Raw genomic sequence first — 14038 nt, forward strand, 5'->3', positions numbered from 1 at the left:
AGCCGGGGGATGTCGTCAATCGCCAGTAGCCGATAATCGAACATTAATATTGTTATCTATTTAACAAATATATTTCATACAGATACTCAACCTACTGATTTACATAGGTTTAACACGCAATATTAGACATAAAATAGATTCTGTTCTTTTTTTAGTTATCTTTGTTAATCTTAATTTCGACCTGTCACGGCGCCCGTTCGCCCCAGGCCCAGCACCACAACAAAAACAATAACGAGGTTCCGCCATGGATCACCCATCACGTCGTACGACGCTGACTATCGCTTTGTGTTTTATCGTAGCGCTGATCGAAGGTTTTGACCTGCAAGCCGCCGGCACGGCGCCGCGGGCCTGCGCCAGACCTTTGCCCTGGACCCGAAAATGATGGGCTGGGTGTTCAGCGCCGGGATCATCGGCCTGCTCCCCGGGGCCTTCTTCGGCGGCTGGATCGCCGACCGTATCGGACGCAAGAAAATCCTCGTGGGCGCGGTACTGCTGTTCGGCGTGTTCTCGCTGTGCACCGCCTATGTCGGCAGTTACTCGGGCCTGCTGCTGGTGCGTTTCATGACCGGCCTGGGCCTGGGCGCCGCCCTGCCCAACCTGATCGCCCTGTGCGCCGAAGCGGTGGGCGAGCAACGCCGCGGCACTGCCATCAGCATCATGTACGCCGGGGTGCCCTTGGGCGGTGCCCTGGCTGCCGTGGTGGCCATGCTGTTCACCGATCATTGGCAAGCGACCTTCATCATCGGCGGCCTCGCGCCCCTGCTGGTGGCGCCGCTGATGATCCTGCTGCTGCCCGAGTCCAGCGCCTTTCGCCAGCAACAGGGCAACCCCGGCGTGGCCCGCAGCTCCACCGGCCAGGCGCTGTTCGGCGAAGGCCGGGCGCGCACCACCCTGGCGTTGTGGATGAGCTACTTCTTCACCCTGACCGTGATGTACATGCTGCTCAACTGGCTGCCGTCGCTGCTGCTGGAGCAAGGCTTCAGCAAGCCCCAGGCGGGCATGGTGCAGATGCTGTTCAACATCGGCGGCACCCTGGGCTCATTGCTGGGCGGCCTGCTGCTGGACCGCTGCAACGCCATCAAGGTGGTGCTGTTCGTCTACGCCGGCCTGCTCGCCGCCCTGGCCGGGGTCGGGCTGTCGGTGGGTATTGTGCCGATGGCCAGCGCAGGCTTTGCCGCCGGCCTGTTCGTCATGGCCGCGCAACTGGTGCTGTACGCCCTGGCACCACCGTCCTACCCCACCGCTGTGCGGGCTACCGGGGTGGGCGCGGCAGTCGCCATCGGCCGCCTGGGTTCGGTGGCCGGGCCCCTGGCGGCCGGGCAAATCCTCGCGGCGGGCGCCGGCACCACCGGCGTGCTGCTGGCCACCTCCCCCGGCCTGGTCATCGCCGCCCTGGCCGTGATCACCGTGATTGCCCAGCCACAGGCCAGTCGTCCGGCCAACGCCAACACCACCGGCTGATTCTCTGCCTAGTGCCAGCACCGCTGCCGGCGAGGGCTGAGCGGCGGTGTCCCCGGCGGTATAGGCGGAGCGCGGAGCGTCCTTGGTGGCGTGACCACGCGGAGCGTGGGAACGAGGAGCAGCGCTGGCGTTATGCAAGGGCGAGTTACTGGGAATCACCCGCCCACAGCCAGTTCCACAGCCCCGGCAGGTGCACACTTTGCCCACTGCTGCGCACGGTGCGGGCCATGGCGGCGCGTTGCAGTTGGGCGGTGTCGTCGTAGAAGGGCATGGCGGCGGTGGTCACGCCGGTGGCGCGGGCACTGTCCATAAGGATCTGCAAATACTCCTGCAGATGCCGGGCGGTGTAGCGGTTCAGGTCATGAAAGGTCACCACCACTGGAATCACCCCGTCCACCTCCGGCAAGGCGCCGACAGCGATCTGCTCGCGCACCTCGGACAACTGCCGCAGCAGGTTGGCGCGGCGGCGCGGGCTGGCGGTGATGCCCCAGACCTTGCCGTCATTGGCACTCAAGTCGGTCAGCAACACGTGCAGCCCATGGCGCTGGTAGGCGGCAAAGGTGCGCTTGTCGTAATTCCAGAACGGCGGGCGCAGCAGGCTCGGCGGCGCGCCGGTGATCGCTGCAAGGTCGCCAGTGCCATCGCTCAGCGACTGTTCGAGTTGCTGCGGGTTCAGGGAGCGGTGGTTGCTGTGCCACGGGGTGGCGGTGTGGAACCCCAACAGGTGCCCGTCCGCATGTTCCCGGGCCATCAGTGCCCGCCCGATTTCGCTGCCACCGGCACGCGGGGCGCGGGTCTGGAGGAAAAACACCGCCTTGATCCCCGGCAACAAGGGGTTGTGCGCCAGGTCGTTGAGAACCGACTCGGTCGGGTTGAACAGGCTGGAGGCGCTGGGGCCATCATCGAAGGTCAGCAAAAAACGGATCGGCGGTTGCGCCTGCAAGCGTTGCTGGGTTTGCGCGGTCAACTCGATCGGCGCGCTGATGCAACCGCCCAGGCCCACGGCGATGGCCAATGCCCCTAACAGGGCGACAAGGTGTTTCATGGTGGTGGCGTCAATCCGGAGCGAGTACGACACCCGATGCAACGCCGGCGTGGCGTTGTGGCCCGGACGGGTGCCAGGTCGGCACCCTGCTCCGTCGCTCGCGACGGTCACTCAAGGTGCGGTATCACTCTCTCCTTGAGCGGGGCCAACAGTGTATGTGTGCAATGACGCTTGAGCCCCAGGGCCCAATGAGCAAGCCCTGCGCGACCGATAGGACTGGCGCCCGGGCCCGGAGTTCAACGGGCCCGGGCACTCATTCAAACCCGGCCGGCAGGCCCGGCTGTATAAATTTCCTACAAGGCTTACAGAATCATCTGACTTGCCTCTCCAGCCCCTCAACGACATAGTCTCGCGGGCCTCAATGGCGGCTGTACGCGGGGGATCCTCGGATCTGCCCAGGTGGCTAGGCGAGGCGGTTCGCCTACCTGCGTACAGCGCCACCCTACAGCTTCACCACACCGCGATATGGGAGTCCGCTCGCGGTTCGGTGCCGCCGCACAGCACCCCGCTGACCGGGTCGCGCAGGATAATCTGCCCTCGACCGTAGTCGGTCAAGTCGCTGGCGATCTCCACTTGATGCCCACGCCGTGCCAGGGCGTTGGCCAAGTCCCGGGAAGCCCCCTGCTCGATCCCGACTTTCATCCCCCCCAGCCATTGCCAGCGTGGCGCATCCAGCGCCGCTTGCGGGTTCAGGCCGAAGTCCACCAGGTTCATCACCATCTGCACGTGGCCCTGGGGCTGCATGTAGCCGCCCATGACCCCGAACGGCCCGAGGGGCTCGCCGCCTTGGCTGAGGAACCCGGGAATGATGGTGTGAAAGGTCTTTTTACCCGGGGCCAGGCAATTGGCGTGGGCCGGGTCGAGGCTGAATTCCTGGCCGCGGTTCTGCAAGGCGATACCGCTGTCGGGCAGCACCACGCCGGAACCGAAGCCGTGATAGTTGCTCTGGATAAACGACACCATATTGCCCTCGGCGTCGGCAGTGGCCAGGTACACCGTGCCACTGGCGTGGGGGTCGCCGGGTTGCGGCGCTTGCGCCTGTTCACCGATCTGCTCGCGACGCCGGGTGCTGTAGGCCTCGCTGAGCAAGTCGGCCACGGCCACCCGCATGTGCTGCGGGTCGGTGATGTGGTGCAGGCCGTCGCTGTAGGCCAGCTTCATGGCCTCCAGTTGGCGGTGCCAGGTTTGTTGGCTGTCACGGTGGTCGAAGTCGAAGCCCTGAAGAATCTGCAAGGTCATCAGCGCCACCAGCCCCTGCCCGCTCGGGGGAATTTCCCAGACGTCGTAGCCCCGGTAATTGATGCTGATGGGGTCCACCCACTGGGCGCGATAATCCTGCAAATCGCTGGCCCGCAGGTAACCGCCAGTGGCTCGGGAGTGGGCGTCCAGGCGCTGGGCCAGGGCGCCGCGATACAGGCTTTCGCAAGCGGTGGCGGCCAGTTCTTCCAGGGTCCGGGCCTGGGCCGGGTTGCGAAACAGCTCACCGGCCTTAGGCGCACGGCCGTCGATCAGAAAGGTCTCGAACCAGGCCTCCAGCACCGGGTCACGGTGGGGGCTGAATTCATCCAGGGCGATCTGCCATTGATGGGCGACCACCGGCGACAGCGGAAAACCGTCCCGGGCCAGGCTGATGGCCGGTTGCAACAGGTCGGCAAACGGCAACCTGCCAAAGCGCCGGGACAACTCGGCCCAGGCCGATGGACAGCCCGGCACGGTGACCGGGGTCCAACCGTAGAGCGGCATCTGTTCATGCCCGGCAGCCTTGACCGCCTCGATGCTCAGGGCCGCCGGCGCCTGGCCATTGGCGTTCAAACCGTGCAAACGGCCTTGGCTCCAGACCAGGGCAAAGGCATCACCGCCCAGACCGCAGCCGGTGGGTTCGACCACGGTCAGGGCCGCCGCCGTGGCAATTGCCGCGTCGATGGCATTGCCGCCCTGGCGCATGATTTCAATGCCGGCCTCGGCCGCCAGGGGCTGGGACGCGGCGACCATGCCACGGCGCGCGAACACGCTCTGGCGCTGGGACGGATAGGGGTATTCGTGGGCAGAAAATTTCAACATGGCAAACACTCGTCCATTCATTGGCCAGATTTAATGCGATTCCACTCGCGGGTGATCAGGCGCTGGATGTTGTCCGGCAAATCGGCGGACACAAAGGTGTGGCTGATCACCTCGTCGCTGGGGTAGATGCCTGGGTTGCCGCTGACCTTGGGGTCCATCAGCGCGGTGGCATCCTTATTCGGGTTGGCGTAGCCCACGTAGTCGCTGACCGGGGCAATCACCTCGGGGCGCAGCAGGTAGTCGATCAGCTTATGGGCATTGGCCGCGTTGCCGGCGTCCTTGGGGATGGCCAGCATGTCGAACCACAGGTTCACCCCCTCCTTGGGAATCAGGTAGCGGATGTCGATGTTCTTTCCGGCTTCCCGCGCCCGGGTCTGGGCCTGCATCACGTCGCCGGAGTAACCGATGGCCACGCAAATATCACCGTTGGCCAGGTCGGCGGTGTATTTCGACGAGTTGAAGTAGGTCACCGAAGGCTTGAGCTGGGTCAGCAGCGCCGAGGCTTTTTTATAGTCCTCGGGACGGGTGCTGTTGGGGTCCAGCCCGAGGTAGAGCAAGGCCTGGGGAATGATCTTCACCGGCGCATCGAGAAACGCCACGCCGCAGCCCTTGAGCTTGGCCAGGTTGGCTGGGTCGAAGACCATGGACCAGGAATCGAGCAGCGCATCCTTGCCCAGCACCGCGCGGACTTTAGCCTCGTTGTAGCCGATGCCCACGGTGCCCCACATGTAGGGCACGGCGTACCGATTGCCCGGGTCGGCGGCTTCCAGGCGCTGCATCAGTCGCGGGTCCAGGTGCTGCCAGTTGCCCAGTAGGTTGCGCTGCAACGGTTGGTAGGCGCCGGCGCGGATCTGCTTCGACAGAAACTGGCTAGAGGGCACCACTAGGTCATACCCCGAGTGCCCGGAGAGCAACTTGGCCTCAAGCATTTCATTGGTGTCGAAGATGTCGTACTGGACCTTGATCGCGCTGTCTTGCTCAAAGTTTTTCAAGGTATCCGGGGCGATGTAGTCGGACCAGTTGTACATTTTCACCACCGCGTCGGCGGCCTGCACCTGGGGCAACACGGCGGCCATGCACAAGGCCGCGGTAAGACTGGATACACGCATGGTCAACTCCCTGATAACAATCACAGCACACGGCTGAGAAAGGCTTGAGTACGGGGATGGCTGGGGCGGCTGAAGATCTGCTCCGGCGGCCCCTGTTCGATCAACTCGCCCTGGTCGAGCACCACCACGCGGTCCGCCACTTCCCGGGCAAAGCCCATTTCGTGGGTGACCACGACCATGGTCATGCCCTCCTCGGCCAGTTCTTTCATGACCTGCAGCACCTCGCCCACGGTTTCCGGGTCCAGGGCGCTGGTGGGTTCGTCGAACAACATGGCTTGCGGCTTCATCGCCAACGCCCGGGCAATCGCCACCCGTTGCTGCTGGCCGCCGGAAAGCATCGACGGGTAATGCCCGGCCTTGTCCGCCAGACCCACCCGCGCCAGCAAGCCCCGGGCCTGCTCCAGGGCCTCGGCCCGGGGCACACCGAGCACCTGGATCGGCGCTTCGATGATGTTTTCCAGGGCGGTCATGTGGGGGAACAGGTTGAAGCGCTGGAACACCATGCCGATGTCCCGGCGCTGGCGGGCGATGTTGCGTTCCGAGTCGCGCACCAGACGACCGTCGGCGCGCTCGCGGTAGCCCATGGCCCGGCCGTTGACGCGGATGCGTCCGCCCTGGATGTCTTCCAGCAGGTTGATGCAGCGGATAAAGGTGGTCTTGCCCGAGCCCGAGGCACCGATCAGCACCACCACTTCACCGCGCCGCACTTGCAGGGATATGCCCTTGAGAATCTGCAAGTCGCCGAAGGACTTGTGAATGTCCTGGGCATCAATGATCAGCTCTTCACTCTTGTGCGCCATGCTTAGCGTCCCCGCAGCAGTTTCAGGGTGTGGCGGCCGAACATGCGGCTGCTGGCCGGCGGTGGCGTGGGCCGGTCCGACTGGCCGAAGCGCTGTTCCAGCCAGCGCTGGAAGAAGCCCCAGAGCGTGGTCAACAACAGAAAATAGAGCGCCACCACCAGGTACAACTCGAACACACGGAAGGTCGCCGAGGTCACCATCTGCGTGCTCAGCAGCAACTCCTGCACGCCGATCACGCTGACCAAGGTGGTGTTCTTGAGCATCACGTTGAATTCATTGCCCAGGGGCGGAACGATCACACGGAAGGCCTGGGGCAGCACGATGCGCCGCATCAGCTTGCCGAAGGTCATGCCCAGGGAACGCCCGGCCTCGTACTGGCCCTTGTCCACGGCGCCAATGCCGGCGCGGATAATCTCCGACATGTAGGCGCCTTCATTCAGGCCCAGGGCGATGATCGCCGCCTGGATATTGCCCGGCACCACCAGCCCGAACAGCTCCAGGTCTTCGAAGCGGAAAATCCCCCCGGCCGCCAGGGCGGTGTAGAGAAAGACGATCTGCACCAGCAGCGGCGTGCCGCGCATCAGCCACACATAAAAACGCACCGGCCAGTTGAGCAAAGGGTTGCGCGACAGGCGCATAAGCGCCGCCGCCAGACCCAGGGCGCAGCCCATCAACATCGCCAGCACACTGATCAGGCAAGTCAGCCAGAGCCCGGTGAGGTACACGCCGCTGGGCTGCAACAGGTACTGCCAGAACACATCCCAATTGAAGTTCATCAGGGGCCCGCCTCAGTCGAGTGTGTCGCTGGCCACGTGCCATTTGGCGAGCAACTGGGCATAGCTGCCGTCGCCGCGCATGTCGCTGACAATCTGCTGCACAGCCTCCGTTAGTTGTGGGTCGTCCTTGCGAATGCCCAGCCCGGTGAGAATCCGACTGAAGGCTGGCACCCCTTCTTCGAACAACTCGGGGGCCATGGCCGCGTAATAGCCGGCGGTTTCCACCGTGGTGCCGTAGGCGTCAACCTGGCTGATGCGCAGGGCCTGAAAGGCGTCGGTGTCGGTGTTGTAGACCACCAGCTTCATGGGGGGCTTGCCGGCTTTGGCCAGGGTTTCGTTCTGCGCATCGAGCAAGGTTTTGATGGTCGAACCGTTGAGCACCGCGACCTTGTGCCCGGAGAGGCTGTCCAGGGTCTTGATGCCTTTCGGGTTGCCCTTGGGCACCACCACCGACTGGCTGGAATACATGTAATTGACGATGTCGATCACCTCGCGGCGCTCGGGCTTGTCAAACAGTTGGTCGACGATCATGTCGCACTGCTGGGCGAGCAACGCCGGCAGCAACCCGGAGAACGGAATCACCCGCCACTGCACCTGTTTGTTGCCCAGGCGCTTGGCGATTTCCAGGCCCAGGTCGACGGTCAGGCCCTTGGGTTTCTGCGCCTCGTCAAAGGACACCAGGGGCGGTGAATCCATGCCCGAGCAATAGGTGAGCTTGTCGACCTTTTGCAGCCGCTCCGGCACCACGGGCGCGGCAAGCGCCCACTGTGCGCAAAGGCCTAGGGATAGCGCAGCCAGCAAGGCGCTTGGTTTATGCATGACCAGACACTCCAGTTCGTTGATTAACGGGGGCAGTACTCAAAGTCACAACACCGTCGGGCTCGGGCCCGCTTCTGGGTCTACTTTTTTTCGCTTTGCAGAAACTTGATCAGCTCCGGCACCGTGCCTTCGATGTGCTCACGCACCACCGCCTCGGCCCGCTCGGCATGGCCGGCGCGGATCGCGTCGAGGATCACCGCGTGCTCCTGGCGCGCGCTCATGGGCTTGTCGACGTGTTGCAGCCACAGGCGCATGGGCGCCTCGATCAGCGAGTACAGGGCCGAGATCTGCTTGAGCAACCGTGGCCGGCCGCTGAGGCTGCACAGGTATTCGTGGAACTTGCGGTGGCGGCTGACCCACTCGGCGCTTTCGTCGCGGTAGTCATCCATTTCGTCGAGCAAGCGCTCCAGGGCCGCCAACTGGCGCTCGCCGATGTGGGCCACCGCCACCCGCACCGCCAGCCCTTCCAGGGCGCTGCGCATCTCGAACACTTCGTGCAATTCGTCGATGTCCAAGCCACTGACAATCACCCCGCGGTTGGGCCGCAGCGTCACCAGGCCCTGGGCATCAAGACGGCGAAAGGCTTCACGCACCGGCATCCGGCTCATGCCGATTTCCCCGGCAATGTCTTCGGCAATCAGCCGATCGCCCTTGCAATAACGGCCGCAGCAAATGGCTTCCAACAGAAAGTTGTAAGCCTCCTCCTCGGCCGTCAGAGGCTGACGTTCAACGTAAGCGGGAGCGAATTGCATGGGCAGCACCTTTTGAATTTTTGTATCCAATTATCCATAAATTCAAAAATGCAGAAGCCGTGCCAGGTTTGCGCACTCACACTCAAGTGACTGATTCAGAACGAACAACCACTCAAACCCAGGCGAGGTCGCCTGAAAGCGGGTGCGTGAAGGCTGGGGGGACTGCTACCAAATGGCTCAGTGGAAGGCCCATAACGGTGCAGCATGGGGGTTGGGTAACAGTGGGTGATCACAGGGGCTCGCCGTAAGGCCGACACCCTGGGCAGCGGTTGCCGCAGCAATGGATATGGACACCAGCCATTATTTTCAACGCAGGTGCCAGCGTGATCGCTGGCAAGCCAGCGCCTACAGAAGCCAGCGTCTATGGGGCGCAACGGGGTGATCGGCGCCGTGGGTGGCGGCGCCCGGGTGGGGAGCTAGAGGTGGGAAGGTAGGCAGGCATTCACCGGGGGTAGCCGGTGGCGCCAGGGCCGGGCTTGTTCCAGTTGCGCGGCCAGGGCCAGCAACGTGTGTTCCTCGCCAAACCGCCCGGCAAAGTGCGCGCCCATGGGCAGGCCGTTATCGCTCCAATACAGAGGCACAGACATCGCCGGTTGGCCGCTGGCGTTGAATAAGGCGGTAAAGGGCGAGTAGCTGTGGAAGCACTCAATCAGTTGCTCAAGGCTCAGGCTGTCGTCTTGCAGGTCCAGCTCGCCAATGGCCACCGGTTCTCGGGCCAGGGTGGGGGTCAGGATCAGGTCGTAATCCTGCATAAACACCGCCAGTTGACGCCCCAGGGCATGGATCCACTCCACCGCCGCCGCGTACTGCGCGCCACTGACCTGGCCCTTGTCGCGCAGGATGATGCGGGTGCGGGCTTCCAGCTCCTCGGGCTGGACCGCAACGCCGCGCATCTGCCCCAGCAAGTCCAGGTAGTGGCGGGTGCTGGCGCCGATGATGGTGAACACCTGGTCGAGAAACGCCGGCAAGTGCACCGGCAACTGCGCCGGCTCGACCCGGTGCCCCAGGCTTTCGCACAGCCGTGCGGCATCGCGCACCGACTCCAGGGCTTGCCCGGAGGTGGGCCAAGGGCCCAGTTGCTCCACCAGGGCGATGCGCAGGGGTTTGGGCGGGCGTTGCACAGCGCTGCTGTAAGACGTGGCCGCCAGCGGCGCGGCATAGGGCGCGCCGAGGTCGATGCCAGCGGTGGCGTCGAGCAAGCCGGCGCTGTCACGCACCGACAAGGTGATGGCGTGGGGCGTGCCCATGCCGGCCCAGCCCTCGCCCACCATCGGCCCGGACGGCAACAGGCCACGGCTGGGCTTGAGACCGAACACCCCGCAGCAGGACGCCGGCACCCGCAACGAGCCGCCACCGTCATTGCCGTGGGCAAAGGGCATCACTCGCGCCGCCACCAGGGACGCCGCGCCACCGCTGGAACCGCCGGCGCTGTGCGCGGTGTTCCAGGGGTTGCGGGTGGCGCCGAAACGCCGCGACTCGGTGGAGTACGAGGTGCCGAACTCCGGCGACGTGCTGGTGCCGAGAATCAGGCAGCCGGCGCGGCGCAGGCGGCTCACCACTTCGCATTCAAAATCCGCGCGGAACGGCCCCAGGGCCAACGAACCATTAGTCATGGCCGCGCCCTGGACCGGGGAAAACAAGTCCTTGATCAGGGTCGGCACCCCGGCAAACACGCCGCTGCGTGCTTGCGGATCGAGGGCGGCTGCGCGGGCCGGTGCATACAGGCGCTCGGCCAGCGCATTGAGTTGCGGTTCGACCTGTTCCAGGCGAGCGATGACCCCGTCCAGCAGTTCCACCGGCTGCACCTCACCCCGGCGGACAAACCCGGCCAGGCCGGTGGCGTCTTGTTGATCCAACAGGTGCTGGATGTCTTGCATGGCGATTTCTCCAACGCTACTTCAACGACGAATAAGGGGATGGCGCACCGGGTTTGAACCGACGCTGCACCGCGGCCAGGACCCACAGCAGCCCGGCACCGACACTGGCCAGGGCCAGCCAGGCAATGGCGTGGCGCAAGTCACCGGCCAGCGCGGTGGCGGCGGCCACCACCAAGGGGCTGACGAACTGGCCGAAATACAGGCAGGCGGTAAACCCGCCCAGGCCGCGACCCCGGGTGCGGGCGGTCAAGGCCTCCATCACAGGGGCCATGACGTTGGGCACCAGCAGCCCGGCGCCCAGGCCGTGGATCAGCACCGCGGGCAACACCTCGGCGTAGCTCTGCCCGCGCATCAGCAACCACAGGCCCAGGCCCAGCAGAAACAACAGCAGCGCGTTGGTGCCGGCGCCGCCCAGGCGTCGGCGCAATAAGGGCCAGGCCAGGGAGCCGCCCAGTGTCGCCAGCAGGCTGAGGCCGGCGGACAAGCCGATCAGGGTGCTGGAGGTGACGCCCAGGCTGACCAACAGGATCGGCGTCTGCACCGGCACCACAAAGCTCAAAACCATGCCGCCGAGGATCAACCCATAGCCCAGCAGCAAGGGCAGCAGCGCCACCCGCTCCGGACTCTGTTCATACACCTGTGCAGATGCCTGTCCAGCCCCCTGTTCCGCGACCTGGGGTGGGTCGCGCTGGGGTTCCCACAGCACCTTGATCATCGCCGGCACCAACAGCAGCGGCAGCAGGTAGAGGAAGAACGGCAAGCGCCAGGACTGCTCGCCCAGGGCCCCGCCGATGATGAAAAACAACGCGCCCACCAGGCCGATGGTCACCACCTGCCGGTTGATGTAGCGCAAGCGTTCCTCGCCCTGCCAGTAGTCGGCGATCAAGGTGGCGCAGCTGGTCATTACCGCCGCCTCCGCCACCCCGAACAGCAAACGCACCAAGACGATCGACGACAAATCACCCAGCAGCGCCGGCACCGCGCCGAGCAAGGCATACAGCACCGTGGCGATCACCAGCAGCGCCTTGCGCCCGACCCGGTCGGCCAGCCAGCCGGCCAACGGTGCGCACAGGGCAATGGCCAGGGCCGGGCCGGTGACCGCCAGGGGCACCAGCAGGTCGGCCTGGGGCGTGATCGGGCCGAACTCGGCGCCGAGCTTGGGCAGGATCGGCGCGATCATCACCGAGCCCATGATGGTCAGGCTGCTGCCCAGCATCAGCACCAGCCCCTCTCGACGTCCGGTCGCCTGGCGCGCAGCCGCCGGCGCCACATGGGCAGTGGAATGCACAGAAGTCATGGTGAGCTCCTCAGAAACTTTGCGAGACGCGCAAGGCCACGGTGTAGCCCTCGGCCCGGTTACTGGCGTCGGTCTCTTTGTAGGCATGCAGCCAGATCGGTGGCAGCCCCGGCTTGAAGTAGCTCAGGGCCGGGCCCACCGCCAACACCCGGGCGCGGTTGCCGCTGGTCAGCCCCGGCGCGTCATCGTCACTGAACTGGCGGTAGTAGTAGCCGCCGATGCCCGCCGTCCAGGGGCCGAAGTGCTGGCCCACGGCGAACTCGTGGCGATACTCCACGCCATTCTTGTAGTCGGTGTCCGGGTTGCGGGTGTTGATGTCCACTTCAAAGCTCGACGACACCTCGAAACCGCTGTCGCTGATCCAGGTGGCGTTGACGATGGGCGAGAAGGTCCAGTGGTTGAGCCCCGGGGAAATCAGCCGGTTCTTGTCGTAGTCGCCGGTTGGCGCCTGGATCTGCAACTGGGTGTTGACGAACAGGTTGGGCGACAGGGTCCATTGCAGGATCACCGGCAACAACTGCACGTCGGCCAGGCGGAACGGGTCGCCTCCAGCTTGAGCGGCCCGCCCGGGGTCGGCACCTCCACCGAGGCGTCCATCTTGAAGAACGGCACCACGGTGCCGAAGCCGTACTTGGCGCCGAAGATTTCGTGGTCGGTCATGCGCATGTAGGCCAGGCCGATGGACAGCACGTCCAGGGAGAAATGGTTGTCCAGGGACCGCCCGTGGCGGTCCTTCTGCACGTTGGCCGAGTAGAACGCCGTGCGCAGGCCCAGGGTGCCGAATGGCGTGGCCGGCGGCATCATCCCGGCGCCGAAGTCGTAGACCCCGACGGCGGTGGTCGGCGCGCCATTTTCAGTGGCCTGCGCCGTGGCGCACAGGCCCAGGCACAGCAGGCTGAAACAGCCGATGCGGCTCAGCTTGGAATTATTCTTGTCGTTCATCGAAGGCCCCTCCCAATCAAGTGGTGTGGGCCATCCTAGTAACGCCCCCGGTCGGCGGGTTATCCGTTTTCAGCACAGTTAGCGACGGTGCAGGGTCTGCGACGGGGTCTCGCCAAACAGGGTGCGGTAATCGCTGGCAAAACGGCTCAAATGCCAGAACCCCCAGCGTGCCGCCACCTCTTGCACCCCGTGTTCGCGGGTGCTGTCGCGCAGTTCACGACGCACTGCATTGAGGCGCAGCGCCCGCAAATACGCCACCGGGTTGATGCCCAGGGTTTCCTGGAAGCAGTACTGGAGTTTGCGCCGGCTGGCGCCGATGTGGTTGCACAGGTCAAGGATCGACAGCGGCTGGTCCAGGTGCCCCAAGGCGTATTCCCGGGCACGGTCGACCATGCGTTTGCGCGCCGTGGGGTTCAGCGGCGGCGCCTGGTCCGGCGCCACCAGCTCCAGCAACTGCACCATCACCGCATCACGAATGCCGTGGCGGATCGCCTCGTAACCCAGGAGGTTGGCCCGGTCCTGGTCGGCGCCGGCCAGTTCATCGAACAGCGCGCTCAGCTCGGCTTGCACCGAGGAGCCCGCAAGGCGGTAACACTTGGGAAGATCGGTAATTCGAAACGCCGCGCCCTGGCGCTCCAACAAATGGGCCAGGGCCTGCTCCTCCACTGCCACACCCAGCAAGTCCAGGTGCTCGGGCGTGCGCAGATCCGGCAGGTTACTGCCGTGAGCTACGAGCAGGCTGGGCTCATGAATCGGGTGCCCGGAACAGAACACCGGGCCCTGGGCGCTCAAGGGCACGCTGAAGGTAATGGCGCCCTCCCAGGCGGCGCCACTCTTGAGCATGGCCTGATTAGAGCGGTCGCGGACCAATTGCATCCAATCGGCCCGCAGTTCGATCAGCTCACCGTCGAAACGCCCGGGGCTGAGTTGGTCATAACGCACCTGCCAGCCACCCATGTTCTGCGCGTGCTGGTCGATGTCGCTGGTGTGGAAACGCTGCAACGGCGCGGTCATCAACGCCGCGCGACGGGCGCCGCAACGGCGCAAAAAGAACGGTTCATCAAGCTGTCCTGTAAGGCCCGCAAGGCTGACTGGGGCT

General features: G+C 64.8%; 10 protein-coding genes and 2 pseudogenes. 1 reads left to right on the forward strand and 11 read right to left on the reverse strand.

Features of this window, described 5'->3' with window-relative positions:
- The first annotated feature begins 244 nt into the window (after positions 1-244).
- A pseudogene (gene mhpT / locus M1B34_RS17030) lies at positions 245-1461 on the forward strand (3-(3-hydroxy-phenyl)propionate transporter MhpT).
- A 145-nt stretch (positions 1462-1606) separates the two neighbouring features.
- Here mhpT and M1B34_RS17035 read toward each other — a convergent pair.
- The 11 genes and pseudogenes from M1B34_RS17035 to M1B34_RS17085 form a co-directional block, all read right to left on the reverse strand.
- Positions 1607-2506 (reverse strand): polysaccharide deacetylase family protein, encoded by a 900-nt coding sequence (locus M1B34_RS17035; RefSeq protein ID WP_268265707.1) that lies wholly within the window; start codon positions 2504-2506, stop codon positions 1607-1609.
- A gap of 450 nt (positions 2507-2956) precedes the next feature.
- Entirely contained in the window at positions 2957-4567 is a 1611-nt protein-coding gene (locus M1B34_RS17040; RefSeq protein WP_268265708.1) for a gamma-glutamyltransferase family protein, read from the reverse strand.
- Positions 4568-4584: 17 nt separating this feature from the next.
- Positions 4585-5676, reverse strand: a complete 1092-nt coding sequence (locus M1B34_RS17045) for a polyamine ABC transporter substrate-binding protein (protein ID WP_279653343.1) — start codon at positions 5674-5676, stop codon at positions 4585-4587.
- A 20-nt stretch (positions 5677-5696) separates the two neighbouring features.
- A complete protein-coding gene (locus M1B34_RS17050; RefSeq protein WP_123333634.1) occupies positions 5697-6476 on the reverse strand; it encodes an amino acid ABC transporter ATP-binding protein in 780 nt (259 codons plus the stop codon).
- A 2-nt stretch (positions 6477-6478) separates the two neighbouring features.
- A complete protein-coding gene (locus M1B34_RS17055) occupies positions 6479-7252 on the reverse strand; it encodes an amino acid ABC transporter permease (protein ID WP_268265709.1) in 774 nt (257 codons plus the stop codon).
- 12 nt (positions 7253-7264) lie between these two features.
- Positions 7265-8071: an ABC transporter substrate-binding protein gene (locus M1B34_RS17060; protein ID WP_268265710.1), complete on the reverse strand. Its 807-nt coding sequence runs from the start codon at positions 8069-8071 to the stop codon at positions 7265-7267.
- Positions 8072-8151: 80 nt separating this feature from the next.
- The gene (locus M1B34_RS17065) at positions 8152-8823 is read right to left on the reverse strand and encodes a GntR family transcriptional regulator (RefSeq protein WP_268265711.1); all 672 of its coding nucleotides are present in this window, start codon (positions 8821-8823) and stop codon (positions 8152-8154) included.
- Between the two features lie 416 nt (positions 8824-9239).
- Entirely contained in the window at positions 9240-10700 is a 1461-nt protein-coding gene (locus M1B34_RS17070) for an amidase (RefSeq protein ID WP_268265712.1), read from the reverse strand.
- A gap of 16 nt (positions 10701-10716) precedes the next feature.
- The gene (locus tag M1B34_RS17075) at positions 10717-11997 is read right to left on the reverse strand and encodes an MFS transporter (protein ID WP_268265713.1); all 1281 of its coding nucleotides are present in this window, start codon (positions 11995-11997) and stop codon (positions 10717-10719) included.
- Between the two features lie 10 nt (positions 11998-12007).
- Positions 12008-12939 (reverse strand): annotated as a pseudogene (locus M1B34_RS17080) (SphA family protein).
- Between the two features lie 78 nt (positions 12940-13017).
- Positions 13018-13953, reverse strand: a complete 936-nt coding sequence (locus tag M1B34_RS17085) for a helix-turn-helix domain-containing protein (RefSeq protein ID WP_268265725.1) — start codon at positions 13951-13953, stop codon at positions 13018-13020.
- Positions 13954-14038 lie beyond the last annotated feature (85 nt).

This window comes from Pseudomonas morbosilactucae, assembly GCF_023241715.1.
Taxonomy (GTDB): Bacteria; Pseudomonadota; Gammaproteobacteria; order Pseudomonadales; family Pseudomonadaceae; genus Aquipseudomonas; species Aquipseudomonas morbosilactucae.

What these genes read in the sequence shown, in the direction of transcription:
- M1B34_RS17035 (WP_268265707.1), bottom strand. Translation starts at nt 2,506, where the DNA reads ATGAAACACCTTGTCGCCCTGTTAGGGGCATTGGCCATCGCCGTGGGC.
- M1B34_RS17040 (WP_268265708.1), bottom strand. Translation starts at nt 4,567, where the DNA reads ATGTTGAAATTTTCTGCCCACGAATACCCCTATCCGTCCCAGCGCCAG.
- M1B34_RS17045 (WP_279653343.1), bottom strand. Translation starts at nt 5,676, where the DNA reads ATGCGTGTATCCAGTCTTACCGCGGCCTTGTGCATGGCCGCCGTGTTG.
- M1B34_RS17050 (WP_123333634.1), bottom strand. Translation starts at nt 6,476, where the DNA reads ATGGCGCACAAGAGTGAAGAGCTGATCATTGATGCCCAGGACATTCAC.
- M1B34_RS17055 (WP_268265709.1), bottom strand. Translation starts at nt 7,252, where the DNA reads ATGAACTTCAATTGGGATGTGTTCTGGCAGTACCTGTTGCAGCCCAGC.
- M1B34_RS17060 (WP_268265710.1), bottom strand. Translation starts at nt 8,071, where the DNA reads ATGCATAAACCAAGCGCCTTGCTGGCTGCGCTATCCCTAGGCCTTTGC.
- M1B34_RS17065 (WP_268265711.1), bottom strand. Translation starts at nt 8,823, where the DNA reads ATGCAATTCGCTCCCGCTTACGTTGAACGTCAGCCTCTGACGGCCGAG.
- M1B34_RS17070 (WP_268265712.1), bottom strand. Translation starts at nt 10,700, where the DNA reads ATGCAAGACATCCAGCACCTGTTGGATCAACAAGACGCCACCGGCCTG.
- M1B34_RS17075 (WP_268265713.1), bottom strand. Translation starts at nt 11,997, where the DNA reads ATGACTTCTGTGCATTCCACTGCCCATGTGGCGCCGGCGGCTGCGCGC.
- M1B34_RS17085 (WP_268265725.1), bottom strand. Translation starts at nt 13,953, where the DNA reads ATGACCGCGCCGTTGCAGCGTTTCCACACCAGCGACATCGACCAGCAC.